A 25,562-nucleotide genomic window follows, 5' to 3' on the forward strand; every position below is an offset into this window, starting at 1 on the left:
AAACAGTATTGCAGAAAAGGGGGTAACCATAGATGTGGGAGCGGGCTTGCTCGCGAAGGGGCCGGCAGAGGCCGCAAAAATCTTCAGACCTTCTGTTCAAACACCACATAAATCTTGCGGCACGGCTCCAGCACTTCCCAGGTGCCTTTGAAACCGGCCGGAATCACGAAGCGATCGCCCACGCGTAGGGTCTTGGCGTTGCCGTCGCCGTCACGCAGCACTGAAACCCCCTGAACGATTTCGCAGTATTCGTGCTCGGTGTAGTTCACTAGCCACTGGCCGACTTCGCCTTCCCAAACACCTGCACTCATCTGGCCGCACGGGCTGTTGTAGTGGTTGTACACCGCTTGCTCGGGGTCGCCCTTGAGGACTTTCGCCGGGTCTGGTCGATAGCGATCGGGCTGGGTAGTGGCCTGGCTGAAATCGACGATATCCTGAATGCTCATGCTGGTATTCCCCCGTGATTGCGCTGGAAAATTGAAAGTCTATGTTTATTAAAATGAACATCGCAAGGCCGTTTGCCGGCCTTGTGTCAAATATATTGAAACTTTACCGGTCGCTGGTTTAGGGTAACGGTTGCCTTGAGCCGAAAAGCAGGCTGGCCGGGCAGAATTCCTGACAGCACCCGCATAGAACGCGGGGCACTCGTATTCAATAAGAGGAGGACACTCGAATGACCACCCTGACTCGTGCCGACTGGGAACAACGCGCTCGCGATCTAAAGATCGAAGGCCGCGCCTACATCAATGGCGAATACACCGATGCCGCCTCTGGCGATACCTTCGAGTGCATCAGCCCGGTCGATGGTCGCCTGCTGGGCAAGATTGCCAGCTGTGATGCTGCCGACGCCCAGCGTGCGGTGGACAACGCCCGCGCCACTTTCAATTCCGGCGCCTGGTCGCGCCTGGCGCCGACCAAGCGCAAAGCCACCATGATTCGTTTCGCCGGCCTGCTGAAGCAGCACGCCGAAGAGCTGGCCCTGCTCGAAACCCTGGACATGGGCAAGCCGATTAGCGATTCCCTGTACATCGACGTTCCCGGTGCGGCGCAAGCCCTGAGCTGGAGCGGTGAAGCCATAGACAAGATCTACGACGAAGTCGCCGCCACTCCGCATGATCAGTTGGGTCTGGTGACTCGCGAGCCAGTCGGCGTGGTCGGTGCGATCGTGCCGTGGAACTTCCCGTTGATGATGGCCTGCTGGAAGCTCGGCCCGGCATTGTCCACCGGTAACTCGGTGATCCTCAAGCCTTCCGAAAAATCGCCGCTGACGGCCATTCGCATTGCGGCGCTGGCGGTTGAGGCCGGTATTCCGAAAGGTGTGCTGAACGTGCTGCCGGGTTACGGCCACACCGTCGGCAAGGCCCTGGCCCTGCACAACGATGTCGACACCCTGGTGTTCACCGGTTCGACCAAGATCGCCAAGCAACTGCTGATCTACTCCGGCGAATCGAACATGAAGCGCGTCTGGCTGGAAGCTGGCGGCAAGAGCCCGAACATCGTGTTCGCCGATGCGCCGGACCTGCAAGCCGCCGCCGAATCGGCTGCCAGCGCCATTGCCTTCAACCAGGGCGAAGTCTGCACGGCCGGTTCGCGCCTATTGGTCGAGCGTTCGATCAAGGACAAATTCCTGCCGCTGGTGATTGAGGCGCTGAAAACCTGGAAGCCGGGCAACCCGCTGGACCCGGCAACCAACGTCGGTGCACTGGTGGATACCCAGCAGATGAACACTGTGCTGTCCTACATTGAGTCCGGTCACACCGATGGCGCCAAACTTGTGGCTGGCGGCAAGCGCATTCTTCAGGAAACCGGTGGCACTTACGTCGAGCCGACGATTTTCGATGGCGTGAGCAACGCTATGAAAATTGCTCAGGAAGAAATCTTCGGTCCGGTGTTGTCGGTCATCACCTTCGACAGCGCTGAAGAAGCCATCCAGATCGCCAACGACACGCCTTACGGTCTGGCCGCTGCCGTCTGGACCGCCGACATCTCCAAGGCTCACCTGACCGCCAAGGCCTTGCGTGCCGGTAGCGTGTGGGTCAACCAGTACGATGGCGGTGACATGACCGCGCCATTCGGTGGCTTCAAACAGTCTGGCAACGGTCGCGACAAGTCGCTGCATGCGTTCGACAAGTACACCGAGCTGAAGGCGACCTGGATCAAGTTGTAAGCCAGTGAGGGAGCCCGGTAGTAAATCGGGCTCCTGAACGGCGCAGATCCCCTGTGGGAGCGGGCTTGCTCGCGAAGGCGGTGTAACAGCCAACATCAATGTTGGATGTGATGGCCTCTTCGCGAGCAAGCCCGCTCCCACATTGCTTTGCGCGGTGCCTGAAAATAACAATCCACAGGAGTGTGGACATGCGTTGGGCGACTTATTTCGCCGTTTTGGCGTCTGTCTTGAGTGTCGGCCTGGCCCTGGGTGTCAGCATGCCGTTGGTGTCGCTGCGTCTGGAAGGCTGGGGCTACGGCTCGTTCGCGATCGGTGTGATTGCGGCGATGCCGGCCATTGGCGTACTGCTGGGGGCGAAAATCTCCAGCCACCTCGCGGCCCGTCTTGGCACGGCCAATCTGATGCGGTTGTGTCTGTGGGCCGGTGCGGTATCCATCGGTTTGCTGGCAGTGTGGCCGAGCTACCCGGTCTGGCTGGTGCTGCGGTTGGTGATCGGGGTGATCCTGACCCTCGTCTTCATCCTCGGCGAAAGCTGGATCAACCAACTGGTGGTCGAGCAATGGCGCGGTCGGCTGGTGGCGCTGTATGGCAGTAGCTATGCGCTGAGTCAGCTGGCCGGGCCGTTGCTGTTGGGTGCGTTGGGCACCGAGCACGATTATGGCTTCTGGGTCGGCGTCGGTTTGCTGATGGCTTCACCGTTCCTGCTGCTGGGCCGCAGCGGCGCACCCACCAGCGAAGCTTGCAGCGTGACCCTTGGTGACTTGTTGACCTTCTGCCGCGGCTTGCCGGCGATTGCCTGGGCGGTGTCGCTGTTCGCGGCGTTTGAAGCGATGATCCTGACCTTGCTGCCGATCTACTGCCTGCGTCAGGGCTTCACCACGGAAATCGCCTTGGCGATGGTCAGTACGGTGGTGGTGGGTGATGCCTTGCTGCAGTTGCCGATTGGCGCGCTGGCCGATCGCTTGTCGCGGCGTACGTTATTCACCGGCTGTGCGATGCTCTTGTTGCTGTCGAGCCTGGCGATTCCATTGCTGATCGACACGCTACTGATCTGGCCGCTGTGGGTGTTGTTTGGCGCTAGTGCCGGCGGGCTGTTCACCTTGTCATTGATTCTGATCGGCGAACGTTATCGCGACGATGCCTTGGTGCGCGCCAATGCTCATATCGCACAGTTGTGGGGAATTGGTTGCCTGATCGGGCCCTTGGCGGCCGGTGCCGGGAGCCAGTGGATCAGCGGGCATGCCTTGCCGTTGCTGATGGCGGCGGGCGCGTTGGGGCTGGTGATTCTGGTGTCGCGGCAAGGGGCGTTTGGCACGGTTGCAGAACCGGCCTGAGCGCTGCATAAACCTGTGGTGAGGGAGCTTATCTGTGGCAGGGGAGTTTGCCTGTGGTGAGGGAGCTCTTGTGGCGAGGGAGCTTGCTCCCGTTGGGTCGCGCCGCGGCCCTAAAAATGCGCCGCTCACTCAGGTAGAACGCGGATGCCGATTTGCGACTGCTGCGCAGCCGAGCGGGAGCAAGCTCTCTCGCCACAATTCATCACCAGGCTCCTGACTACAACATCCGCTCCAGGCCAACCATGCTGCTGAGCCATGAATTGAAGTGTCGCCACCAACTCCCCGGTTCCTTGGTCAGTGTGTGCTGCTTGCCGTCATCTTCGGTGACCCAGACCATCTGACCCTTTTCCAGCCGGGTCTGATAGCTGAGGGCAGGCGCCATACCCTCCAGCGCCAGTTCGCGCACTCGTCTGGCGAGCTGCGGGTTGTCCACCAGCACCCCGACTTCGGTGTTCCACAACACTGAGCGCGGGTCGAAATTGAACGAGCCGATAAAGGCTTTCTGCTGGTCGAAAATCATCGCCTTGCTGTGCAGGCTGGAGTCGGAGCTATGGTAGGACTTGCTGCTGTGAAATGGACGCGGTCCGCTGCCGCTGCCGCCGTTGTCACCGGGCTGGCGGCGTAATTCGAACAGCTGCACACCATGCTCTAGCAAGGCTTTGCGATAAGGCGCGTAACCACCATGCACGGCGGGGACATCGGTGGCTTCCAGTGAGTTGGTCAGCAAACTGACCGACACGCCGGCATCGGCGCGACCGGTCAGGTACACCAGCCCCGCTTGGCCGGGCACGATGTAGGCCGAAACCATGATCAGCTCCTTGCTGACCCCATTGAGCTCGGGCGCCAACTGGGTGGTCAGCTGCAAGTGCGGATCCGGCTCGCCCTTGGACAGCACCTTGCTCGGTGCGTCCCACAACGCCTGGTTCCAGGCCCAGATCAGCTCCCGGCGCCAGACGTCCAGGCGCGGGTGAGTGGTGTAGGCCATCAACTGCTGATAGAGCGCGTGGTTCTGTTTGCGCGTTTCCTCCAGGGACTCGTCCAGTCGGGTCCGGGTGTTTCTCAGATCCCTGGCTGTCGGCTTGGTCGAGAGAAACTGCTCGATCGGCTTGCTCAGGGCGCTGTTCCAGTACTGGTCGAAGCTGTGTCCCAACTGCTCTGCAACCGGGCCGACACTGAGCATATCGATGTCGGTGAAATTGATGTTGGGCTTGGCATCGAAATACTCGTCCCCCAGGTTGCGCCCGCCAACGATCGCCGCGCTGTTGTCCGCCACCCACAGTTTGTTGTGCATGCGCCGGTGTTGCTGCGACAGGTTGAAGAACCGGCCCATGGTTCGCGTAACGACGGTGCTGCGGCCCAGGTGCAGCGGGTTGAACACGCGGATCTGAATCTTCGGATGCGCGGCGAGGGTCGCGATGATCCGGTCCAGGCCATCGCTGGTGGTGTCGTCGAGCAGAATCCGCACTCGTACGCCGCGGTCGGCGGCGTTGAGCAGTTCGCCCACCAGTATCCGTGTGCTGATGCCGTCGTGGACGATGTAGTACTGCAAGTCGAGGCTGCTTTGGGCGTTGCGAATCAGCTCGGCGCGGGCGGTGAAGGCCTCGGCGCTATCGGAGAGCAAACGAAAGCCCGATTGGCCCTGATGGGGAGCGGCCTGTGCCTGGATCGAGCGGCCGAACGCCGAATCGGCCGCCGGCAGGGCCTGGCTCGGTTTGTGAGGGGCATTGAGTGTCGTGCAGCCACCAAGGAGCGAGGCGAGTAACAGAAGAGCAAGCACGGGCTGTCTGATTCTCACGAAGCGTATTCCGGATGGTGGCGGTTAGCATATGGACGCCACATCCCGAAGAAAGGTCAGTCGGTTCCCGCCAACAGTTTGATCGCTGTCGCACCGACCTTGCGCACTGCTTCTTCGATCTGTGGGGTTGTTTTGGCAGCGTAGTTCATCCGCAGGCAATTGCGGTATTTGCCCGAGGCGGAAAAGATACTGCCGACCGTAATCTGTACGCCTTGATCATGCAGCGCACGATTGAGTTTCAGGGTGTCGAAGCCCTCCGGCAATTCGACCCACAGCATGAAGCTGCCTTGCGGACGGCTCGCGCGGGTGCCGACGGGGAAGTAGCGGGTCACCCAGTCGATCATCGCGTCGCGATTGCGCTGGTATTGCGTGCGCATCTTCCGCAAATGCGGTTCGAAGTGACCGGCCTTGAGAAATTCGGCAATCGCAATTTGCGGTTGCGGCGCGGTGGAGCCAGTGCTGATGTACTTCATGTGCAGCACCCGTTCCAGATAACGGCCCGGTGCGACCCAACCAATGCGCAGGCCTGGTGCCAAAGTCTTGGAAAAAGAGCTGCAGAGCAGGACGCGACCGTCTTCGTCGAAGGATTTGATCGTGCGTGGGCGAGGGTAGGTGTAGGCCAGTTCGCCATACACATCGTCCTCGATAATCGCAACGTCGAAACGCTGTGCGAGCGTCAACAACGCACGTTTGCGCGACTCCGGCATGATGTAGCCCAGCGGGTTGTTGCAGTTGGGGGTCAACTGTATGGCTTTGATCGGCCATTGCTCCAACGCCAGTTCCAAAGCGTCGAGGCTGATACCAGTAAGCGGGTCGGTGGGGATTTCCAGCGCTTTCATGCCCAGGCCCTTCAGTGTCTGCATGGCGCCGTGAAAGCTCGGCGAATCCACGGCCACGATGTCACCCGGCTCGCAGATGGCGCGGATGCTGGTGGACAGCGCTTCGTGGCAACCGGTGGTGATTACCAGATCGTTGGCGCTCAACTGGCAACCGGAGTCGAGCATCAGGCGAGCGATCTGTTCGCGCAATTCAAGGGTGCCGTAGATGTTGTCGTAATACAGACCGGGCATGTCCTGCCGACGGCTGATTCGCGCCAGGTTGCGCAGCAGCGGTTTCATGGTCGGCGTGGTGATGTCCGGCATGCCGCGACCCAGTTGCACGACGTCCTTTCGCGGCACGGCGCGGATCAGTTCCAGCACCTGATCCCACTGTGAAATATCCACCGGTCGTTGAGCTGGCCGACCAACCACTGGCAGCTCCGGCAGCTCGCGACTCACGGGCACGAAGTAGCCGGACTTGGGTTTGGGCATCGCCAGACCGACGTCTTCCAGCACTCGATAGGCCTGCTGCACTGTGCTCAGGCTGACCCCGTGTTCGACACTCAGCGCCCGCACCGAGGGCAACCGGTCGCCGGGACGATAGAAGCCCTGTTCGATACGAGTGCCGAGCAATTCGGCGAGGTTGACGTAAAGGGTCATGGCGCAGTCTCGGTGTGGGTGATTCGGTTAACCAGCACAGATGGGGCAAAAATATGTGATTCAGAGGCTGAAACGGAAAATCTGTATGGGCTTAATACACCATAGTTGAATCTGTAATGCTTTTCGCCGTCCGCGCATCATGAAAGCTCTGGCTACCCAAGTAAACAGGAGCAATGAAAATGAACGGCTTGAGCGATGTGCGGCTGACGTTACACAGTCAGGAACGGGCGGCAGGGCAAAAAAACGGAGCACGCGAGGCGGTCATGCGCAACGCACCGTCCTGCCTGGGTCGCTGGGGCCTGTTCTGGCATCGTCTGCACACGCGCAAGGTGTTGCTGACTCTGACACCGGAGCAGTTGAGGGATGTAGGGCTGAGTCGGGAGCACGCGTTGGAGGAGGGGCTTAAACCGTTCTGGCGGATCTGAGTTTTGCGGTGTTCTTTAAATCGATTCGCGAGCAAGCCCGCTCCCACATATGATCGTCAGTGAACGCAGATTTTGTGTTCGACAACGATTAAATGTGGGAGCGGGCTTGCTCGCGAAGGCGTCGACACAGACGCCGAAAATCTTTCAGACCAGTTCTTTGAGCCGATGCCACAACATCCCCAACGCCAACAACGGCGAGCGCAAATGCTTGCCGCCGGGGAAGGTGATATGCGGCACCTTGGCAAACAGATCGAACCCTCCACTCTGCTGACCACTGATGGCCTCCGCCAACAACCTGCCCGCCAAGTGTGTGGCGTTCACCCCATGGCCGGAATAGGCCTGGGCGTAATACACATTCGGCTGCTCCTTGAGCCGGCCGATCTGCGGCAGGCGATTGGCGCCGATGCCGATCATCCCGCCCCATTGATAGTCGATTTTCACCCCGGCCAGTTGCGGGAACACCGCCAGCATCTTCGGTCGCATGTATGCGGCGATGTCTTTGGGGTCGCGTCCTGAATAATGGCAGGCACCGCCGAACAGCAAGCGTCGGTCCGCCGAGAGGCGGTAATAATCCAGCGCCACCCGTTGATCGCAGGCCGCCATGTTTTGCGGCAGCACTGTGTGAGCCTGCTCTTCACTCAAGGGTTCGGTGGCGATGATGTAGCTGCCGGCGGGCAGCACCTTGCCGCCGAGTTCCGGGTTGAGATCGTTAAGGTAGGCGTTACAACCCAGCACTAGGGTCTTTGCACGGACCGAGCCCTGGGCGGTGTGGACCTTGACCTCGGGGCCGTAATCGATGCGGGTCACCGCCGATTGTTCGAACAGCTTCACACCCAATTGACCGGCGGCAGCCGCTTCGCCAAGTGCCAGGTTCAAGGGGTGCAGATGCCCGGAGCCCATATCGATCAGACCGCCGACATAGCGGTCGGAACCCACCACACTGTGCATTTCGTCGGCTTGCAACAGGCGGGTTTCGTAACGATAACCGAGGCTGCGCAGCTCAATGGCGTCTTCGGCGAAGCCTTCCAGGTCTTGAGCCTTGTTGGCGAGGTCGCAGTAACCCCAGGTCAGGTCGCAAGGGATCTGAAAACGCTCGATCCGCTGTCGGACGATCTCCACCGCTTCCAGGCCCATCAGTTTCATCTGACGCACACCGTCTGCACCGATCACGCTGGCGAACTGATCGAGGCCATGCCCGACGCCGCGAATCAATTGTCCACCATTGCGTCCGCTGGCGCCCCAACCGATCTTGTGCGCTTCCAGCAGCACCACGCTGAAGCCACGCTCGGCCAGTTCGAGGGCGGTGTTCAACCCGGAGAACCCGCCGCCTACCACGCACACGTCCGCGACCAGCTCTCCTGTGAGCACCGCAAGATCGGGCTGCGGCAGGCTGCTGGCGGCGTAATAAGAGGCCGCGTGTCGATGGCTCGGGGCAGGTCGCTGAACGGGGGCGTTCATATCCGTCATCCTGATGTGTGTGTTTGAAAAAGTTGACGGAGCATAAGCCGCCACTTCGGACGCGGGCAACACCGGTCGGCTGGCACTGTCTGGATCGGGGGTTTTGCGTCAGAATTCCGGTCTATTCCGCTTTCGGTCACCGCTTCGATGAGTTGCAACAGTCAGAAAATTCGCACGCTGCGCCAGCAGATTCCCTCCTTCGAGTGCGTGCCCGGCTGCCATGACTGCTGTGGGCCGGTGACCACCTCACCCGAAGAAATGTCCCGCCTGCCGCGCAAGACGCGGGCGGAGCAGGATGCGGCGATGGATGAGCTCAACTGCGTTCACCTGGGGCCCAATGGTTGCACGGTGTATGACGAACGACCGCTGATCTGTCGGCTGTTCGGTACCACCAAGACGTTGCCATGCCCCAACGGGCGGCGACCGGCGGAGCTGATCCATCCGCGGGTCGAGAAGCAGATTCATGAGTACATGGCCAGCACCCGGCAGGTCCTCGTTTGATCGTTCCCACGCTCTGCGTGGGAATGCAGCCCGGGACGCTCTGCGTCCCAAGAGCCGAACGCGGAGCGTCCGTTGAGGCATTCCCACGCGGAGCGTGGGAACGATCTAGGCTCAGTCGGGAATCGGCAGGTTCAAGCTCTCTTTCACTTCTTCCATCACGATATAGCTCTTGGATTCGCGCACATGCGGCAGCTTGAGCAGGATGTCGCCCAGCAATTTGCGGTACGAGGCCATCTCGGAAATCCGTGCTTTCACCAGGTAATCGAAATCACCTGACACCAAATGGCATTCCAGTACGTGGGGCAGTTTCAGCACCGCGCGTCGGAACTCTTCGAAAGTATCGCCGGATTTGTAGTCGAGGCTGATCTCGACGAACACCAGCAGGCTACCCTTGAGGTGCTGCGGATTCAGGCGGGCGTTGTAGCCCATGATGATCCCTTCGCGCTCCAGTCGCCGTACCCGCTCGGTGCAGGGCGTGGTGGAGAGGCCGACCTTTTCCCCCAGTTCGGTGAAGGAAATGCGCCCGTCCGCTTGCAGGATCCGCAGGATGTTGCGGTCGATCTTGTCCAGCTCACGTTTGGTCTGAGTGTTGGTCCGCATAGGGGATGCGCCTCCGTGAAAAGGGTTTTTGCCGAGAATTGTCGCCAAATATAGGCACTTATATAGTGAAAAGCACTGGTTAATCTTTTTTAAACTGCCCACATCTTCGGTCTGCACAATAAACGTCAGCGGTAAGCCGCGATGAGGGATATGAAAATGCGCGTTCTGGTCTTGGGTAGCGGCGTCATCGGTACCGCCAGTGCCTATTATCTGGCACGGGCCGGCTTTGAAGTGACGGTCGTGGACCGTCAACCAGCGCCGGCCATGGAAACCAGCTTCGCCAACGCCGGGCAGGTTTCGCCGGGCTATGCCTCGCCGTGGGCCGCGCCGGGCGTGCCGCTCAAAGCCATCAAGTGGCTGTTGCAGCGTCACGCGCCATTGGCGATCAAGGCCACCGCCGACATCGACCAATACCTGTGGATGGCGCAGATGCTGCGCAACTGCACCGCCAGCCGTTATGCGGTGAACAAGGAACGCATGGTGCGCCTGTCCGAGTACAGCCGCGACTGCCTCGACGAATTACGCGCCGAAACCGGCATTGCCTACGAAGGCCGCAGCCTGGGGACTACCCAGCTGTTCCGCACCCAGGCGCAGCTCGATGGCGCCGCCAAAGACATCGCCGTGTTGAAAGAGTCCGGCGTACCGTTCGAATTGCTCGACCGCGCCGGCATTGCCCGGGTCGAACCGGCCCTGGCCAGTGTCACTGACATCCTCGCTGGTGCCTTGCGCCTGCCGAACGACCAAACCGGCGACTGCCAGATCTTCACTACCCGCCTGGCCGAAATGGCCACGAAGCTGGGTGTGGAATTCCGTTTCGGCCAGGATATTCAGCGCCTCGATTTCGCCGGTGATCGCATCAACGGCGTATGGATCGACGGCAAGCTGGAAACCGCCGACCGCTACGTGCTGGCGCTGGGCAGCTACTCGCCGCAACTGCTCAAGCCGTTGGGCATCCGGGCTCCGGTGTATCCGCTGAAGGGTTACTCGCTGACCGTACCGATCATCAACCCGGCGATGGCCCCGACGTCGACCATTCTCGACGAGACTTACAAGGTTGCGATCACCCGTTTCGACAACCGCATCCGCGTCGGCGGCATGGCTGAAATAGCCGGTTTTGACCTGTCGTTGAACCCGCGTCGGCGCGAAACCCTGGAGATGATCGTCAACGACCTTTATCCTCAGGGCGGCGATCTGCACCAGGCGAGCTTCTGGACCGGCCTGCGTCCGACCACTCCGGATGGCACGCCGATTGTCGGTGCGACGCCGTTCAAAAACCTGTTCTTGAACACGGGCCACGGCACACTCGGCTGGACCATGGCCTGTGGTTCCGGTCGTTTGCTGGCTGACCTGATGGCGAAAAGAACCCCGCAGATCAGCGCCGAAGGCCTCGATATTTCCCGTTATGGCAACAAACTTCAGGAGTCCGCAAAACATGTCAATCCAGCGCCAGCTCACCAATGAGCGCATGAGCCAGATCGTTGTCCATAACAGCACGGTGTATCTGGCAGGGCAGGTCGGCGATGACATGAGCGCCGGGATTGAACAGCAGACCCGTGAAACCCTCGCCAACATCGAGCGTTTGCTGGATCTGGCCGGGACCGACAAGAGCCGTCTGCTATCGGTAACGATTTACCTGAAAGACATCGACGCGCACTTTGAAGGCATGAATTCGGTGTGGGACCAGTGGCTGCCAAAAGGCGTTGCACCGGCCCGCGCGACGGTCGAATCGAAGCTGTGTGAACCGCAAATCCTGGTCGAGCTGTCGGTTGTCGCCGCGCTACCATAAAGCTAAGCCAGAAAGATCCCTCTCCCGGCGCTGTTGGCGGTTCACGCTGTCAGCCAGCGCCGGTTTTTTTCCCAATGACCGACTAGAAGTCTGCCGCCATGCGTCCAGCCCGTGCCCTGATCGACCTTCAAGCCCTGCGTCACAACTACCGGATCGCCCGTGAAGTCACGGGGGCCAAGGCCCTCGCGGTGATCAAGGCCGATGCCTACGGCCATGGCGCGGTACGCTGCGCCCAGGCACTGGAAGCCGAGGCGGACGGGTTTGCCGTGGCGTGCATTGAAGAAGCGTTGGAGCTGCGTGCCGCCGGCATTCGTGCGCCGGTGTTGTTGCTTGAAGGTTTTTTCGAAGTCGATGAGCTGTCGCTGATCGTCGAGCATGACCTCTGGTGCGTGGTGCATTCGCTGTGGCAGCTCGAAGCCATCGAGAGTGCCGCGCTCAGCAAACCGATCACAGTCTGGCTCAAACTCGACTCGGGCATGCATCGCGTTGGCCTGCACCCGGCGGATTACCAGGCGGCCTATCAACGGCTGCTGGCCAGCGGCAAAGTGGCGAAAATCGTGCTGATGAGTCACTTCGCCCGCGCCGATGATCTGCATTGCCAGACCAGCGCCGAACAGGTTGCGGTGTTCGAGGCGGCGCGTCAGGGTTTGTCGGCTGAAATAAGCCTGCGTAATTCGCCGGCGGTGCTCGGTTGGCCGCAGATTCCGAGCGATTGGGTACGCCCGGGCATCATGCTCTACGGTGCGACACCGTTCGAAGAGGTCAATGCCGTGGCGTCTCGCCTGCAACCGGTGATGACCCTGGAATCTAAAGTGATTAGCGTGCGTGAACTGCCGGCCGGCGAGCCGATTGGCTACGGTGCGAAATTTGTCACCTCCAAACCGATGCGTGTGGGGGTGGTAGCGATGGGTTATGCCGACGGTTATCCGCGCCAGGCGCCGAGCGGCACGCCGGTGCTGGTGGCCGGGCAGCGTAGTCAGTTACTGGGCCGGGTGTCGATGGACATGCTCTGCGTCGACCTGACCGACGTGCCGCAAGCCGGTCTCGGTTCGCCTGTCGAGTTGTGGGGCAAAAATATCCTCGCCAGTGACGTCGCGACGGCCGCGGGCACGATTCCTTACCAGATCTTCTGCAACCTGCATCGGGTGCCGCGGCTCTATTCCGGGGCCTGACGAATCACGTGCCCGACCGAAAGTCGCTTCGCCAAACAGGATTCAGGCCCAAGTGTTGTAAATACTGAACGCTGTCGCCATGATAACGCTCAATATTCCTGCAAACCTGAATCCCTGGAGGCTCCAGCATTGGACGTCGGTGAACGACTGCAATCCATCCGTAAGCTCAAAGGTCTTTCCCAGCGTGAGCTCGCCAAACGCGCGGGTGTTACCAACAGCACCATTTCGATGATCGAGAAGAACAGCGTCAGCCCCTCGATCAGTTCGCTGAGGAAAGTGCTGGGTGGGATTCCCATGTCCATGGTCGAGTTCTTTTCCGAAGAAATCCTGCAGGAAAAACCGACTCAGATCGTCTACAAAGCCCACGAGCTGATCGATATTTCCGATGGGGCAGTGACCATGAAACTGGTCGGCCGGGCTCACCCGAGCCGGGCTATCGCGTTCCTCAATGAAATCTACCCGCCAGGCGCCGACACCGGTGACGAGATGCTCACCCATGAGGGTGAGGAAACCGGAATACTGGTGGAAGGTCGGTTGGAACTGGTGGTCGGGCTCGAAACATTTGTGCTCGAAGCCGGCGACAGCTACTACTTTGAAAGTACCAAGCCGCACCGCTTCCGTAATCCGTTCGATGCCCCGGCGCGACTAATCAGCGCAGCCACACCAGCGAATTTCTAAGAGAAGAGGCGTCCTGCCCGGATTGCGGAGACGCCCATGCTGTATTTCCACTCCACGATAAAACCCCTTCGACTTTGGGGTTGTTTCAGTGTGGCGGGCTTACCGCTATACTTGCGCCCGCCTGCGAACCGTGGCCGTAGGCGTGACTAGCCACCATTGAGGGTGTACGCGTGAACCTAATTATGAAAATGCTGGCCGCACCAGCAACCGTATTGGCCCTTTGGGCAGTCAGCGCACAAGCAGCGACCAACGACGATATCGCTAAACGTCTTGAACCAGTCGGCCAGGTTTGTGTGCAGGGCAAAGAGTGCAAGGGGATGGAAGTCGCTGCTTCTGCGGGTGGTGGTGATGCCAAAACCCCTGACTCGGTGATTGCAAAACATTGCAACGCTTGCCACGGCACCGGCCTGTTGGGCGCGCCGAAAGTCGGCGATGCCGCAGCCTGGGGCGAGCGCGCGAAGAAAGAAGGCGGCCTTGATGGCTTGCTGGCGAAAGCAATCTCCGGCATCAATGCGATGCCACCCAAAGGCACCTGCGCTGATTGCTCTGATGCCGATCTCAAGGGCGCCATCCAGAAGATGTCTGGCCTGAAGTAAGCCCGGTCTTCAACGAAAAGCCGCTTTCGAGCGGCTTTTTTGTGCGTGCGATTTTTCCCTGAAGCTATTCTTTGCTGCAAAGACCCAACCCCAATGCATGGAACGGCGGGAGGATCAGATGGTGCAGTTGTGTTCTATCGAGCAGTCTGTCGATGACGTCCTGGCGCGATTGCCGGCGCATATCCACATGGGGTTGCCGCTGGGGCTGGGCAAGCCCAATCACTTCGTCAATGCGCTGTATCGACGGATCGCGCAACTGCCCGAGCGGCAACTGACGATCTACACCGCCCTGTGCCTCGGACGCCCGCCATTGGGCGACGGTTTGCAAAAGCGCTTCCTCGAACCCTTCATCGAGCGGGTGTTCGGCGATTACCCGGAACTGGATTTTCTCGCCGACCTGCATCGCGACAGCCTGCCGAGCAACATTCACGTCCTTCAATTCTTCATGCAACCAGGCAGCCTGCTTAACAGCGCATCGGCCCAGCAGGATTACGTCAGCAGCAATTACAGCCACGCCGCCCGGGACATCAATGCCGCCGGTTTGAACCTGGTCGCGCAACTGGTCGCCAGCCACAGCGAGCATCCCGATCGCCTGAGCCTGAGCTGCAACCCGGACATCACCCTCGACCTGTTGCCGATGATCGCCAAACGCCGGGCGGCGGGGGAGACGATCCTGATGGTGGGCCAGGTGCACAACGATTTGCCGTACATGCCGGGGGACGCGGAAATCGGCATCGACACCTTCGACCTGCTGATCGACGCGAAGGACAACACCACGCTGTTCTCCACGCCGAACATGCCAGTGGGTTTCCAGGATCATTTCATCGGGCTGCACGCCAGCACGCTGGTGCGTGATGGCGGCACTTTGCAGATTGGCATCGGCGCCATGGGTGATGCCCTGACGGCCGCGTTGCTGGCGCGACAGGCTGACAGTGACGGTTACAAGGCGTTGCTGACGGATTTGAATCTCAGCCAGTGGGCGCAATTGATTGAGCGCGAAGGAGGCATCGAACCGTTCGCCAAGGGCCTATACGGTTGCAGCGAAATGTTCGTCAACGGCTTGCTGGTGTTGGCGGATGCCGGGATCGTGCGGCGCAAGGTCTACCCGGATGTGCCGACCCAGCAGCAGGCGAATGCCGGAACACTGGACGAGGCCGCACAAACCGACGGGATCTGCGTGCATGGCGGGTTTTTCCTCGGGCCGCGCAGTTTCTATGAGCGCTTGCGAGAGATGCCCTCAGGCAAACGGCTCGAATTCAACATGACCCGCATCAGCTACATCAACGAGCTCTACGGTGAGGAAGAACTCAAACGCCTGCAGCGCCTCGATGCGCGCTTCATCAACACGGTCTTCACCATGACCTTGCTCGGCGCCGGCGTGGCCGATCAACTCGAAGACGGGCAGGTGCTGAGCGGTGTCGGCGGGCAATACAACTTCGTCGTCCAGGGCCATGCGCTCGAAGGCGCGCGCTCGATCCTGCTGCTGCGCAGTTGGCGCGAGTCGGGCGGTGACGTCAGTTCGAATATCGTCTGGCAATACGGCCACTGCACGATTCCACGGCATCTGCGGGACATCGTCGTCACTGAGTACGGCATCGCCGATTTGCGGGGCAAGACCGACGCGGCGGTGATCGAGGCGTTGTTGAATATCAGCGACTCACGTTTCCAGCCGGGGCTGATCGAGCAGGCGCAGAGCGTGGGCAAATTGCCGAAGCATTTTCGACTCGATCCGCGTTTTGCCGACAACAGCCCACAGCGGTTGCAGGCCATTCAGGCACGGCATTCGAATCTGTTTGCGGAGTATCCGCTGGGCTGCGATTTCACCGCTGAAGAGCGGGACTTATTGCGGGCGCTGAACTGGTTGAAGAGCAAGTTCAAGCTCACGGAGATTCTGGAATTGGGCAAGGCGGCGCTGGATGCGCCAGCGCCTTCGGAGTTTCCGGTGCATCTAGAGCGGATGAAGCTGACCAACCCCGAGGGATTGAAAGAGGATTTGTTTCAGCGGCTACTGCTCACCGGCCTCAAAGCCACCGCTTTGTAACGGCCAGCGGAGACCAAATGTGGGAGCGGGCTTGCTCGCGAATGCGGTGTGTCAGTCAAAGTTGATGTCGACTGACACACCGCATTCGCGAGCAAGCCCGCTCCCACATTGGTTTTGCGGTGTCGCGGGTTATTCGATGAAGGTTACGACGCCGCCAGCCAGCGACTGCACCCGAGCCAACGATTCAACGCGATAACCCTGAGCATCCAGTTCCGCACGGCCGCCCTGGAACGACTTCTCGATCACAATACCCAAACCGGCAACGGTCGCGCCGGCCTGTTTGATGATCGAGATCAGCGCTTGCGAGGCCTTACCGTTAGCCAGGAAGTCATCGATGATCAGCACGCGGTCGCTGCTGGTCAGGTGGCGCGGGGAGATTGCCACGGTGCTTTCGGTTTGTTTGGTGAACGAGTAAACGGTCGCCGACAGCAGATTTTCAGTCAGGGTCAGGGACTGATGCTTGCGGGCGAAAATCACCGGCACGCCGAGGTTCAGTCCGGTCATGATTGCCGGTGCGATGCCCGACGCTTCGATGGTGACGATCTTGGTGATGCCCGAGTCCTTGAACAGCGTGGCGAATTCGTCGCCGATCAGCTTCATCAGGGCCGGGTCGATCTGGTGGTTGAGAAAGGCGTCGACTTTCAGAACCTGGTCGGAAAGCACGATGCCTTCTTCGCGAATTTTCTTGTGCAGTGCTTCCATGAAGCTTTCCTCTACTGACGCCTTGTGCGCCAAAAGTGTTCGGTTAAAAAGTGCTCGATTCTAGCGCTTTAACATCGCGCGTATATCTGCCAGTGCACTGTTGCCGCGAACCGCTTTGACTTCGGTCGGGGTGTCATCGTTGCCTTCCCAGGCCAGATCGTCCGGCGGCAGTTCATCAAGGAAACGGCTAGGCGCGCAGTCGATGATCTCGCCGTATTGCTTGCGCTTGGCGGCGAAGGTGAAGGCCAGGGTCTGACGCGCTCGGGTAATTCCGACGTAGGCCAGGCGACGTTCCTCTTCGATGGTGTCGGCTTCGATGCTGGAGCGGTGGGGGAGAATTTCCTCCTCCATGCCCATGATGAACACGTAGGGAAACTCCAAGCCCTTGGAGGCGTGCAAGGTCATCATCTGCACGCCTTCGGCGCCGTCTTCCTCTTCCTGCTGCCGTTCCAGCATGTCGCGCAGAACGAGTTTGCCGATGGCGTCCTCGACGGTCATCTCGCCTTCTTCGTCTTTTTCCAGGGTGTTCTTCAACGCCTCGATCAGGAACCAGACGTTGCCCATGCGGTAATCGGCGGCCTTGTCGCTGGAACTGTTGGTGCGCAGCCAGTTTTCGTAATCGATGTCCATGACCATACTGCGCAGCGCCGAGATCGGGTCTTCGCCGGCACACTGCTCGCGGACCTTGTCCATGAAACGCTTGAAGCGCGACAGGCGATCGGTGAAGCGCGTGTCTAGATGCTCGCCCAGGCCGATTTCGTCGGTGGCGGCGTACATCGAGATTTTTCGCTCGGTGGCGTAGTTGCCCAGTTTCTCCAGCGTGGTCGAACCGATCTCCCGGCGTGGAACGTTGATCACCCGCAGGAAGGCGTTGTCGTCGTCCGGGTTCACGATCAACCGGAAGTAGGCCATCAGGTCTTTCACTTCCTGACGTCCGAAAAAGCTGTTGCCGCCAGAGAGTCGGTAAGGCACCTGGTGATGCTGCAGTTTCAGCTCGATCAGCTTGGCCTGGTAGTTGCCGCGATACAGAATCGCGAAGTCGCTGTAGGGGCGGTCGGTGCGCAAGTGCAGGCTGAGGATTTCCACGGCCACGCGCTCGGCTTCGGCGTCTTCGTTGCGGCAACGAATCACACGGATTTCGTCGCCGTGGCCCATCTCACTCCACAGCTGCTTTTCGAATTCGTGCGGGTTGTTGGAGATCAGCACGTTGGCGCAGCGCAGGATGCGGCTGGTGGAGCGGTAGTTCTGCTCGAGCATCACCACTTTCAGGGACGGATAGTCGTCCTTGAGCAGCATCAGGTTTTCCGGACGGGCGCCGCGCCAGGCGTAGATCGACTGGTCGTCGTCGCCCACCACGGTGAACTGGTTACGCTTGCCGATCAGCAATTTCACCAGCAAATACTGGCTGGCGTTGGTGTCCTGGTATTCGTCCACCAACAGGTAGCGGACCTTGTTCTGCCATTTTTCCAGGATATCGTCGTGTTCCTGGAACAGTTTTACCGGCAGCAGGATCAGGTCGTCGAAGTCCACCGCGTTGAACGCCTTGAGCGTGCGCTGGTAGTGGGTGTAGACGATGGCGGCGGTCTGTTCCTTGGGATTGCGGGCGTTTTCCAGGGCTTCGGGCGGCAGGATCAGGTCGTTTTTCCACGAGCCGATCATGTTCTTGATCTCGTCGACACCGTCGTCGCCCGAGTATTCCTTCTGCATGATGTCGGTCATCAGGGCTTTGACGTCGGTCTCGTCGAAGATCGAGAAGCCCGGTTTGTAGCCCAGCCGCACATGTTCCTTGCGGATGATGTTCAGGCCCAGGTTGTGGAAGGTGCAGACCGTCAGGCCGCGGCCTTCGCCGCCCTTGAGCAGGGTGCCGACCCGTTCCTTCATCTCGCGCGCGGCCTTGTTGGTAAAGGTCATGGCGACAATGTATTGGGCGCGGATGCCGCAGCTCTGGATCAGGTGCGCAATTTTGCGGGTGATCACGCTGGTCTTGCCGGAGCCTGCGCCGGCGAGCACCAAAAGAGGGCCGCCGACGTAGCTCACGGCTTCTTGCTGCCGGGGATTGAGTCGGGACATACGAAATCAGGGAGTCGTTAGCGAAATGGGCCGGCATTTTAACAGGCTCAGAGAATTGTGCTGCTCTCTCCGACTTGTGACGCAACACGCTATCTCTATTTGCCGGTTTTGATACTTTCGCGCAGGATGCGTAATGAATTTGCGGCTACTGTTCGTAATTCAAGACACAAAAGCCGTGTTTGATAACCGATGTCATTTGGTCATTGGTTACCCGCGCGGCATAATGCCCGCCGCCTACATCTTTGCAGAGTCTAGGGAGCTAGCTTGTCTACGCCTGTCGAACCCTTGCGTTTGCTGCTACTGGCCGAAGAGCCAGCGTGGGCAGCGTTGTTGCGCGAGTGTCTGGCTCCGATGGGGAGTGCGGCTGTGCTGCTCAGCGCGCCGAGCTGGGAGTCGGTCAGCAATTTGTTCGATGACAACCGCAGCGCGGTGTTGTTGACGATTCCTGCACTTCAGCCGGCACCCGGCCGTTGCAACCTGCCGACGGTGCTGTTGCTCGAACACGAGCCGCTGGCGCCGCCCGACGGTGTGAGCGACTGGCTGGTGCGCAATCTGCTGGATCCCGGCATGTTGCGCCGCTGCCTGCGCCATGTGCGTGAGCGCGGTGTGCTGGAAAATACCTTGCAGCGCCTGGCCGAGCAGGATCCGTTGACCGGTATCGCCAACCGGCAGGGTTTCCAGACCTTGCTGGCGGCGCGTCTGGCTGAAAACGAAGGCCGCGGCGTGGCCCTCGGTCACCTCGACCTCGACAACTTTCGACACGCCAACGACGCCCTCGGCCATCAGGCCGGCGATCGGTTGATCCTGCAAGTGGTCTCGCGGCTGAAAAGCCAACTGGAGGCCAGCGATCAACTGGCGCGGCTGGGCAGCGATGAATTCGCCCTGCTGATCGATACTCGCCGCGCCCCTCAGCGCGCCGAATGGATGGCCGAACGCATTACCGAAGCCCTGTCCGAACCCTATTGGATCGACGGCGAAAGTCTGTTGATCGGTTCCAGTCTCGGCATTGCCCATGCACGAGCGCAGGCCGGCGCCGATCCGTTGATGTGGCACGCGCACATCGCCATGCAGCAGGCCAAGAGCACTCAGGGCTGCACCTTCCACATCTTCAACGAACGGATCAATCGCAATGCCCGCAGCATCGCCGACCTCGAAAGCGAGCTGCGCCGGGCCTTGCGCCGCGATGAGCTGGAATTGCATTACCAACCACGCCTGAACCTTGAGGACGGCCAGATCGTCGGCCTCGAAGCGTTGGTGCGCTGGCGTCATGGCGAACGCGGCTTACTGCCCCCCAGCGAATTCGTGCCGCTGGCCGAGCAAAGCGGCTTGATCGTGCCGCTGGGTTACTGGGTGATTTCCCGGGCCCTGCGGGATATGCAGGCGTTGCGAGAACGAGGGCTGCCAGCGCTGCACATGGCGATCAACCTGTCGTTCCGGCAGTTTCAGGACAGTCAATTACTGACGACCCTGAGCCGGCTGATTGCCGAGCGAGGCGTCGAGGCGCAATGGCTGGAATTTGAATTGACCGAAACCGCGGTGATGCGTCGCAGCGACCTGGTCAAGCAGACCATGGACGCCCTCGGGCGTTTGGGCGTGCGCTTCTCGCTGGATGATTTCGGCACCGGGTTCTCTTCGTTCGTGCACCTCAATAGCCTGCCGATTGCCTTGTTGAAGGTCGACAAGAGCTTTGTCGGCGGCATGGAGGAACGGGAAGAGAATCGCAAACTGGTCCACGCGATGATTAACCTGGCGCACAACCTCAACCTCGAAGTGGTTGCCGAAGGTGTGGAAACGTCGGAGCAGCTGGATTTGTTGCGCGGCTTTGGTTGCGATCAGGTGCAGGGGTATCTGATCAGCAAGCCGTTGCCGTTGGCGGAGTTGGTGGAGTACCTGACGTTCGGCAGCAGTCAGCAGCCCGCACTGGAAGTCGTGGTTTAAACACGGACAAATGTGGGAGCGGGCTTGCTCGCGAAAGCGGTGTGTCAGTCGACATCTAACGTTGGCTGATACAATTTTCGCGAGCAAGCCCGCTCCCACAGGGGATCTCAGTCAGGCTGAGCGACCTGGAAACTCGCCCCTGACGACGGCTCTCGCCTGATCATCCGTTTCATCTTCCACTCAAACGCCAGCGTCAGACTCACCGCCGCACACGCCAGCCCCAGCGCCAGACCCCACCAGACCCCTGTTGGCCCCCAGTTCAAATGGAAGGCCATCCACCAAGCGGCCGGTGCACCGATCAGCCAATAGCAACCCAAACCTACCAGGAACGTGGTCTTGGCATCCTTGAGTCCGCGGATGCAGCCCATGGCAATGGTTTGCGTGCCGTCGAACAGTTCAAACCACGCCGCCACCGCCAGCAGGCTCACGGCCAGGTTGATGACTTCGCGGAACGCCGGGTCGTTGTGGTCCAGGAACAAGCCGATCAACTGATGCGGCAGCAGCCAGAAAACCATGGCAAATCCCAGCATCGACGCAGCTCCGAAAGCGATCCCGACCCGTCCGGCCAGCCGCGCATCGAGCAATTGCCCGGCGCCGTAATGCTGGCCGATGCGCATAGTGATCGCGTAGGAAAGCCCCGCCGGAATCATGAACGCCACCGAGACGATTTGCAGGGCGATCTGATGCGCCGCCAATTGCGTACTGCCCATGGTACCCATGCACAGCGCGGCGAACGCAAACAGCCCGACTTCCACCGCATAGGTGCCGCCAATCGGCAGGCCCAGGCGCCACAACTCCTTCAAGTACTGACGGTTGGGCCGCGACAGACCCTGGCGCAATGGATACGCGTCATAGGCCGGATGCCGACGAATGTGCAGCGCGAGCGCCAGCGCCATGAGGTTGGCAACGATCGCCGTGACCAGGCCGATGCCCACCAGACCCATTTTCGGCAGACCGAACATGCCGGTGATCAACGCATAGTTGAGCAGGAAGTTGGCCACAGTGCCGGCAAGGCTGATGACCATCACCGGTGTCGCCCGGCCGATGGCACTGGTGAAACCGCGCAGCGCCATGAAGCTCAGGTAACCGGGCAGGGCGAATGGCAGGATCAACAGAAACTGGCCGGCAGCCTGGACGTTGGTTTCGGTCTGGCCGAACAGCAGCAACACCGGTTTCAGGTTCCACAGCAGCACCCCCGCCACCAGTGCCATCAACCAGGCCAGCCACAATCCGGCCTGGGTCAGCCGCGCCGCGCCAATGATGTCGCCCGCGCCCTGACGGATCGCCACCAGCGTACCGACCGCCGCGATCACGCCGATGCAGAAAATCGACACGAACGAATACGTCGCCGCACCCAGACCGCCACCGGCCAGCGCCTCGGGGCTCAGGCGCGCCATCATCAACGTGTCGGTGAGGACCATCAACATGTGCGCCAACTGCGAGGCAATCAACGGCCCCGCCAGCCGCAGGATGGCCCAGAGTTCAATACGCGCTGGATGCTGCATGATCATCACGCTCGATTGTCAGAGAGAACAGGAAGCGTCGATTCTCGGCGCTCTGCGGGGTTTGCACAAAGGGATAAAAAGGATGGGTGGCATGATTAAAACTCATGCGAGAGAGTTTCTGATAAGTTGAAGCAATCACGCTGTAGGAGCTTTCCTGATGTCCCGTCGTCTTCCTCCCTTGTATGCCCTTCGAGCATTCGAAGCGGCGGCGCGGCATAGCTCGTTTACTCGCGCCGCCGAAGAACTGTCGATCACGCAAAGTGCAGTCAGCCGACACATTCGTACGCTTGAAGAGCATTTCGCCTGTCGGTTGTTTCACCGCAGCGGGCGCAACCTGCAACTGACCGAATCGGCGCGGCTGATCCTGCCCGGCATTCGCGAAGGCTTCACCGCCCTTGAACGGGCCTGCAATACTTTGCGTGCCGAAGACGACATCTTGCGCATGAAAGCCCCATCGACCCTGACCATGCGCTGGCTGTTGGCGCGGCTCAGCCGTTTCCGGCACCTGCGACCGGGGAACGAGGTGCAATTGACCAGCGCCTGGATGGACATCGACACGGTGGACTTCAACCACGAACCCTTCGACTGCGCTGTCATTCTCAGCAACGGGCATTTTCCACCGGACTGGGAGGCGACTTTCCTGTTCCCCGAAGAGCTGATTCCGGTGGGCGCGCCGAATCTTCTGAAGGATCAACCGTGGGACGTTGCGCGCCTGGCCAGTACCGAGCTGCTGCACCCGACGCCGGACCGTCGTGACTGGCGCAACTGGCTGGAGCGCATGGGCCTGACCGATCAAGTCTCGCTCAAGGGCGGGCAGGTGTTCGACACGCTGGAGCTGGGCATGATCGCTGCTGCCCGAGGTTACGGCGTGTCCATGGGCGATTTGCTGATGGTGGCGGAGGATGTCGCCCAGGGACGTCTGAGTTTGCCGTGGCCGACGGCCGTTGCCAGTGGTGAGAATTATTACCTGGTCTGGCCGAGAACCCGCCCCGGCGGCGAGCGTTTGCGCCGCCTCAGCGATTTTCTGCAAGGCGAGGTCCGGGCCATGGAATTGCCGGATGTCGAACGCCTGGGCTGAATCGATGGAGCCGCCGCAATGGCGGCCTTGAGCCATATCCCCGTTAATTACTCAAGTATTCAGCTTTGCCGCCGAAAATCTGCTGATGGGACCTTCGTGCAGGTCCAGGTTATTCCCATTATCAGAAATTTTGCCGAGTGTGCGATGGGATCAAGATGATCCGGCCACTGGGTCAGGAGCTGTCATGTCTCAACCTCGTGCTCGGATCGCCTCACAGTTGGGGCTTGCGCTTGCCGTGATACTGGCAATTGTCATCAGCGGCAGTACCGTGTTTGCCTTGCGCTCGCTGGACACTGCCAACCTCGCCACCCGCGAAGAGCACCTGGCCAGCGAGGCCCGCTTGCTTGCCGATCAGCTGAGCACCTTTCACGGCACCTTGCGTGAAAGCACCCAGCGTCTGGCCGGCCTGTTCGAGAAGCGCTTTAGCGCCGGTTTGAGCGTGCATCCGGATGAGCCGGTGACCGTGGCGGGTGTGCAGACCCCGGGCCTGCACTTGGGCAGTGAAGTGTTGAACAACAACTTCGCAGAAGTCGACGAGTTCAAGCAGATGACCGCAGGCGTCGCGACCGTGTTCGTGCGCAGTGGTGAGGAGTTCATTCGGGTCAGCACGAATGTCAGCAAACAAGACGGCAGCCGTGCCATCGGCACTCTGCTCGACCACGCGAACCCGGCTTACGCCCGTTTGATGGCGGGGCAGAGCTACGTGGGTCGAGCTTTGCTTTTCGAACGCTTCTACATGTCGCAGTACACCCCCGTACGTGACAGCAGCGGTAAGATCATTGCCGTGCTGTACGTAGGATTCGATTACACCGATGCTCAGAACGCGCAGTTCGCCAACCTCAAACGCTTCCGCATCGGCCAGACCGGGTCCCTGGCGTTGCTGGATGAACAAGGCAAATGGCTGGTGCCGATTGCCGGTGTGCAAGCGCTGGATCAGGCGGTCCCGAGCATCGTCGGTCTGGCCAAGACACCGGGCAAAGGCGATTTCTGGAACGACAAGTCGCAAGACTTTTACAGTGTTGCCGTGCCGTTCGAAGGCGGGCCGTGGTCGGTGGTGGCGAGCATGCCGAAAACCGAAATCCGCGCCGTGACCTGGAGCGTCGGCATTCAATTGGCAATCGGCAGTCTGCTGGCGATGTTGTTGGCGGTCGGTGCGGCGGTCTGGTTGCTGCGCAGCAAACTGGCGCCACTGGGGGATCTGGTGCGTCAGGCCGAAGCCTTGGGCGCTGGTGATTTGAGTGTTCGCCTGAACGTGTCGAGCAATGACGAAATCGGCCAACTTGCCCGCGCCTTCAACCAGATGAGCCAGGCCCTGTCGACCATGGTCGAGCACATCCGTAAGGCCTCGGGAGAGGTCAACAGCCGTGCCCAGGCGTTGTCCGGTTTGTCCGGTGGTGCCTATGAAGGGATGGAGCAGCAGTCTGGCGAAATCACCAGCATGGCCGGCGCCGTAGAAGAATTCAGCGCCACCTCGCTGAACATCGCCGACAACATGGGCAACACCCAGCGTCTAGCGCAGGAAAACGCACAGCAAACCCAGATCGGTCGTACGTCGATGGACGAAGCGTCCTCGTCCCTGGAGCAAATCGCCGGTGCACTGAACAGCACCGCGACGGTGATCAATACCTTGGGGCAGCGTTCCCAGGAAATCGGCGGCATTGTCGGGGTGATTACCGCGATCGCCGAACAAACCAACTTGCTGGCGCTCAACGCCGCCATCGAAGCCGCCCGCGCCGGAGAGCAGGGCCGTGGGTTTGCGGTGGTGGCCGATGAAGTGCGCAACCTGGCCTCACGCACCCGCCAGGCCACTGACGAAATTTCCGGGATGATTCAAAGCATCCAGCAGGAAACCGGTAACGCCATCAGCACCATGGAGCAGGGCAACGTGCTGATGCAGGAAGGCCTGTCGCGCAACGCCAACGTCGCTTCGGCACTGGCGCGGATCGATGAACAAAGCCGCTCGGCTGGTCAGCAATTCGCCGCCATCACCACTGCGACCCAGGAACAAAGCAGCACCGCGACCTTGCTCAGCAGCAATCTGCAAAGCATTGCTCTGGCGAACAGTGAACAGCGCGAAGTGGTGTCGAACCTGGCTGTGACTGCCAAAGAGCTGGAGAAGCTCGCGGCGGACTTGCGGCATGAGGTTGACCGGTTTCGTTGAAGCGCTGCTGAAATCGCCTTCGCGAGCAAGCCCGCTCCCACATCTATGGTTACCCCCTTTTCTGCAATACTGTTTTT

General features: G+C 60.2%; 21 protein-coding genes. 13 read left to right on the top strand and 8 right to left on the bottom strand.

Going from position 1 to position 25,562, the window contains the following annotated elements:
- Nucleotides 1-83 precede the first annotated feature (83 nt).
- Nucleotides 84-446: a cupin domain-containing protein gene (locus tag IC37_RS27475; protein ID WP_030132434.1), complete on the bottom strand. Its 363-nt coding sequence runs from the start codon at nt 444-446 to the stop codon at nt 84-86.
- A gap of 227 nt (nt 447-673) precedes the next feature.
- Here IC37_RS27475 and IC37_RS27480 point away from each other — a divergent pair, with 227 nt between their 5' ends.
- Both IC37_RS27480 and IC37_RS27485 read left to right on the top strand, forming a co-directional pair.
- The gene (locus tag IC37_RS27480) at nt 674-2,167 is read left to right on the top strand and encodes an aldehyde dehydrogenase (protein ID WP_030132433.1); all 1,494 of its coding nucleotides are present in this window, start codon (nt 674-676) and stop codon (nt 2,165-2,167) included.
- A 188-nt stretch (nt 2,168-2,355) separates the two neighbouring features.
- Nucleotides 2,356-3,501, top strand: coding sequence for an MFS transporter (locus IC37_RS27485; RefSeq protein ID WP_030132432.1), 1,146 nt, complete (start codon nt 2,356-2,358; stop codon nt 3,499-3,501).
- A gap of 217 nt (nt 3,502-3,718) precedes the next feature.
- Here IC37_RS27485 and IC37_RS27490 read toward each other — a convergent pair whose 3' ends face one another.
- The gene (locus IC37_RS27490) at nt 3,719-5,296 is read right to left on the bottom strand and encodes a phospholipase D family protein (RefSeq protein ID WP_030132431.1); all 1,578 of its coding nucleotides are present in this window, start codon (nt 5,294-5,296) and stop codon (nt 3,719-3,721) included.
- Nucleotides 5,297-5,352: 56 nt separating this feature from the next.
- Nucleotides 5,353-6,774 (bottom strand): PLP-dependent aminotransferase family protein, encoded by a 1,422-nt coding sequence (locus IC37_RS27495; RefSeq protein ID WP_030132430.1) that lies wholly within the window; start codon nt 6,772-6,774, stop codon nt 5,353-5,355.
- 179 nt (nt 6,775-6,953) lie between these two features.
- On the opposite strand from IC37_RS27495, the gene IC37_RS27500 reads away from it, so the two are divergent.
- Entirely contained in the window at nt 6,954-7,199 is a 246-nt protein-coding gene (locus IC37_RS27500; RefSeq protein ID WP_030132429.1) for a DUF1127 domain-containing protein, read from the top strand.
- Nucleotides 7,200-7,343: 144 nt separating this feature from the next.
- Here IC37_RS27500 and IC37_RS27505 read toward each other — a convergent pair whose 3' ends face one another.
- A complete protein-coding gene (locus IC37_RS27505; protein WP_030132428.1) occupies nt 7,344-8,657 on the bottom strand; it encodes an FAD-binding oxidoreductase in 1,314 nt (437 codons plus the stop codon).
- 147 nt (nt 8,658-8,804) lie between these two features.
- On the opposite strand from IC37_RS27505, the gene IC37_RS27510 reads away from it, so the two are divergent.
- Nucleotides 8,805-9,158, top strand: a complete 354-nt coding sequence (locus IC37_RS27510) for a YkgJ family cysteine cluster protein (RefSeq protein WP_030132427.1) — start codon at nt 8,805-8,807, stop codon at nt 9,156-9,158.
- A 111-nt stretch (nt 9,159-9,269) separates the two neighbouring features.
- Here the strand turns inward: IC37_RS27510 and IC37_RS27515 are convergent, their stop codons facing one another.
- A complete protein-coding gene (locus IC37_RS27515) occupies nt 9,270-9,758 on the bottom strand; it encodes an Lrp/AsnC ligand binding domain-containing protein (protein ID WP_003206849.1) in 489 nt (162 codons plus the stop codon).
- 156 nt (nt 9,759-9,914) lie between these two features.
- On the opposite strand from IC37_RS27515, the gene dadA reads away from it, so the two are divergent.
- The 6 genes from dadA to IC37_RS27545 all read left to right on the top strand — a co-directional run bounded on the left by dadA (nt 9,915) and on the right by IC37_RS27545 (nt 16,031).
- Nucleotides 9,915-11,219: a D-amino acid dehydrogenase gene (gene dadA, locus IC37_RS27520; RefSeq protein WP_030132426.1), complete on the top strand. Its 1,305-nt coding sequence runs from the start codon at nt 9,915-9,917 to the stop codon at nt 11,217-11,219.
- Nucleotides 11,191-11,544 (top strand): RidA family protein, encoded by a 354-nt coding sequence (locus tag IC37_RS27525; protein ID WP_030132425.1) that lies wholly within the window; start codon nt 11,191-11,193, stop codon nt 11,542-11,544. Before dadA ends, IC37_RS27525 begins: the two co-directional genes overlap by 29 nt.
- A 98-nt stretch (nt 11,545-11,642) precedes the next feature.
- On the top strand, nt 11,643-12,716 hold the full coding sequence (gene alr / locus IC37_RS27530) for an alanine racemase (RefSeq protein WP_030132424.1): 1,074 nt from the start codon (nt 11,643-11,645) through the stop codon (nt 12,714-12,716).
- Between the two features lie 129 nt (nt 12,717-12,845).
- Nucleotides 12,846-13,394, top strand: coding sequence for a cupin domain-containing protein (locus tag IC37_RS27535; protein WP_007894746.1), 549 nt, complete (start codon nt 12,846-12,848; stop codon nt 13,392-13,394).
- Between the two features lie 182 nt (nt 13,395-13,576).
- Nucleotides 13,577-13,990 carry a cytochrome c5 family protein gene (locus tag IC37_RS27540; RefSeq protein WP_030132423.1) on the top strand — a complete coding sequence of 138 codons (414 nt, stop codon included), beginning with the start codon at nt 13,577-13,579 and terminating at the stop codon, nt 13,988-13,990.
- 118 nt (nt 13,991-14,108) lie between these two features.
- Complete coding sequence (locus IC37_RS27545) at nt 14,109-16,031, top strand: acetyl-CoA hydrolase/transferase C-terminal domain-containing protein (protein WP_030132422.1); 1,923 nt, start codon at nt 14,109-14,111, stop codon at nt 16,029-16,031.
- Between the two features lie 129 nt (nt 16,032-16,160).
- Here the strand turns inward: IC37_RS27545 and IC37_RS27550 are convergent, their stop codons facing one another.
- Together IC37_RS27550 and rep are read right to left on the bottom strand one after the other, a co-directional pair.
- Nucleotides 16,161-16,733, bottom strand: a complete 573-nt coding sequence (locus IC37_RS27550) for a xanthine phosphoribosyltransferase (protein ID WP_020799401.1) — start codon at nt 16,731-16,733, stop codon at nt 16,161-16,163.
- A 60-nt stretch (nt 16,734-16,793) separates the two neighbouring features.
- Nucleotides 16,794-18,803 (bottom strand): DNA helicase Rep, encoded by a 2,010-nt coding sequence (gene rep / locus IC37_RS27555; RefSeq protein ID WP_030132421.1) that lies wholly within the window; start codon nt 18,801-18,803, stop codon nt 16,794-16,796.
- A 264-nt stretch (nt 18,804-19,067) separates the two neighbouring features.
- Here rep and IC37_RS27560 point away from each other — a divergent pair, with 264 nt between their 5' ends.
- Nucleotides 19,068-20,741: a bifunctional diguanylate cyclase/phosphodiesterase gene (locus IC37_RS27560; RefSeq protein WP_030132420.1), complete on the top strand. Its 1,674-nt coding sequence runs from the start codon at nt 19,068-19,070 to the stop codon at nt 20,739-20,741.
- A gap of 107 nt (nt 20,742-20,848) precedes the next feature.
- On the opposite strand, the gene IC37_RS27565 is transcribed toward IC37_RS27560, so the two are convergent.
- Nucleotides 20,849-22,246: a NorM family multidrug efflux MATE transporter gene (locus IC37_RS27565; protein ID WP_030132419.1), complete on the bottom strand. Its 1,398-nt coding sequence runs from the start codon at nt 22,244-22,246 to the stop codon at nt 20,849-20,851.
- A 157-nt stretch (nt 22,247-22,403) separates the two neighbouring features.
- Here IC37_RS27565 and IC37_RS27570 point away from each other — a divergent pair, with 157 nt between their 5' ends.
- Nucleotides 22,404-23,324, top strand: coding sequence for a LysR substrate-binding domain-containing protein (locus tag IC37_RS27570; RefSeq protein ID WP_030132418.1), 921 nt, complete (start codon nt 22,404-22,406; stop codon nt 23,322-23,324).
- A gap of 184 nt (nt 23,325-23,508) precedes the next feature.
- Nucleotides 23,509-25,485: a methyl-accepting chemotaxis protein gene (locus IC37_RS27580; RefSeq protein WP_030132417.1), complete on the top strand. Its 1,977-nt coding sequence runs from the start codon at nt 23,509-23,511 to the stop codon at nt 25,483-25,485.
- The last annotated feature ends 77 nt before the right edge of the window (nt 25,486-25,562 follow it).

Origin of the sequence: Pseudomonas sp. QTF5 (genome assembly GCF_000512695.2) — a bacterium.
In the GTDB taxonomy this organism is placed as follows: Bacteria; Pseudomonadota; Gammaproteobacteria; order Pseudomonadales; family Pseudomonadaceae; genus Aquipseudomonas.

Coding starts and splice junctions, on each gene's coding strand:
- alr (WP_030132424.1), top strand. CDS start 11,643: ATGCGTCCAGCCCGTGCCCTGATCGACCTTCAAGCCCTGCGTCACAAC.
- IC37_RS27540 (WP_030132423.1), top strand. CDS start 13,577: ATGAAAATGCTGGCCGCACCAGCAACCGTATTGGCCCTTTGGGCAGTC.
- IC37_RS27550 (WP_020799401.1), bottom strand. CDS start 16,733: ATGGAAGCACTGCACAAGAAAATTCGCGAAGAAGGCATCGTGCTTTCC.
- IC37_RS27565 (WP_030132419.1), bottom strand. CDS start 22,246: ATGCAGCATCCAGCGCGTATTGAACTCTGGGCCATCCTGCGGCTGGCG.
- IC37_RS27480 (WP_030132433.1), top strand. CDS start 674: ATGACCACCCTGACTCGTGCCGACTGGGAACAACGCGCTCGCGATCTA.
- IC37_RS27570 (WP_030132418.1), top strand. CDS start 22,404: ATGTCCCGTCGTCTTCCTCCCTTGTATGCCCTTCGAGCATTCGAAGCG.
- IC37_RS27495 (WP_030132430.1), bottom strand. CDS start 6,774: ATGACCCTTTACGTCAACCTCGCCGAATTGCTCGGCACTCGTATCGAA.
- IC37_RS27525 (WP_030132425.1), top strand. CDS start 11,191: ATGTCAATCCAGCGCCAGCTCACCAATGAGCGCATGAGCCAGATCGTT.
- rep (WP_030132421.1), bottom strand. CDS start 18,803: ATGTCCCGACTCAATCCCCGGCAGCAAGAAGCCGTGAGCTACGTCGGC.
- dadA (WP_030132426.1), top strand. CDS start 9,915: ATGCGCGTTCTGGTCTTGGGTAGCGGCGTCATCGGTACCGCCAGTGCC.
- IC37_RS27475 (WP_030132434.1), bottom strand. CDS start 446: ATGAGCATTCAGGATATCGTCGATTTCAGCCAGGCCACTACCCAGCCC.
- IC37_RS27505 (WP_030132428.1), bottom strand. CDS start 8,657: ATGAACGCCCCCGTTCAGCGACCTGCCCCGAGCCATCGACACGCGGCC.
- IC37_RS27510 (WP_030132427.1), top strand. CDS start 8,805: ATGAGTTGCAACAGTCAGAAAATTCGCACGCTGCGCCAGCAGATTCCC.
- IC37_RS27545 (WP_030132422.1), top strand. CDS start 14,109: ATGGTGCAGTTGTGTTCTATCGAGCAGTCTGTCGATGACGTCCTGGCG.
- IC37_RS27580 (WP_030132417.1), top strand. CDS start 23,509: ATGTCTCAACCTCGTGCTCGGATCGCCTCACAGTTGGGGCTTGCGCTT.
- IC37_RS27515 (WP_003206849.1), bottom strand. CDS start 9,758: ATGCGGACCAACACTCAGACCAAACGTGAGCTGGACAAGATCGACCGC.
- IC37_RS27485 (WP_030132432.1), top strand. CDS start 2,356: ATGCGTTGGGCGACTTATTTCGCCGTTTTGGCGTCTGTCTTGAGTGTC.
- IC37_RS27500 (WP_030132429.1), top strand. CDS start 6,954: ATGAACGGCTTGAGCGATGTGCGGCTGACGTTACACAGTCAGGAACGG.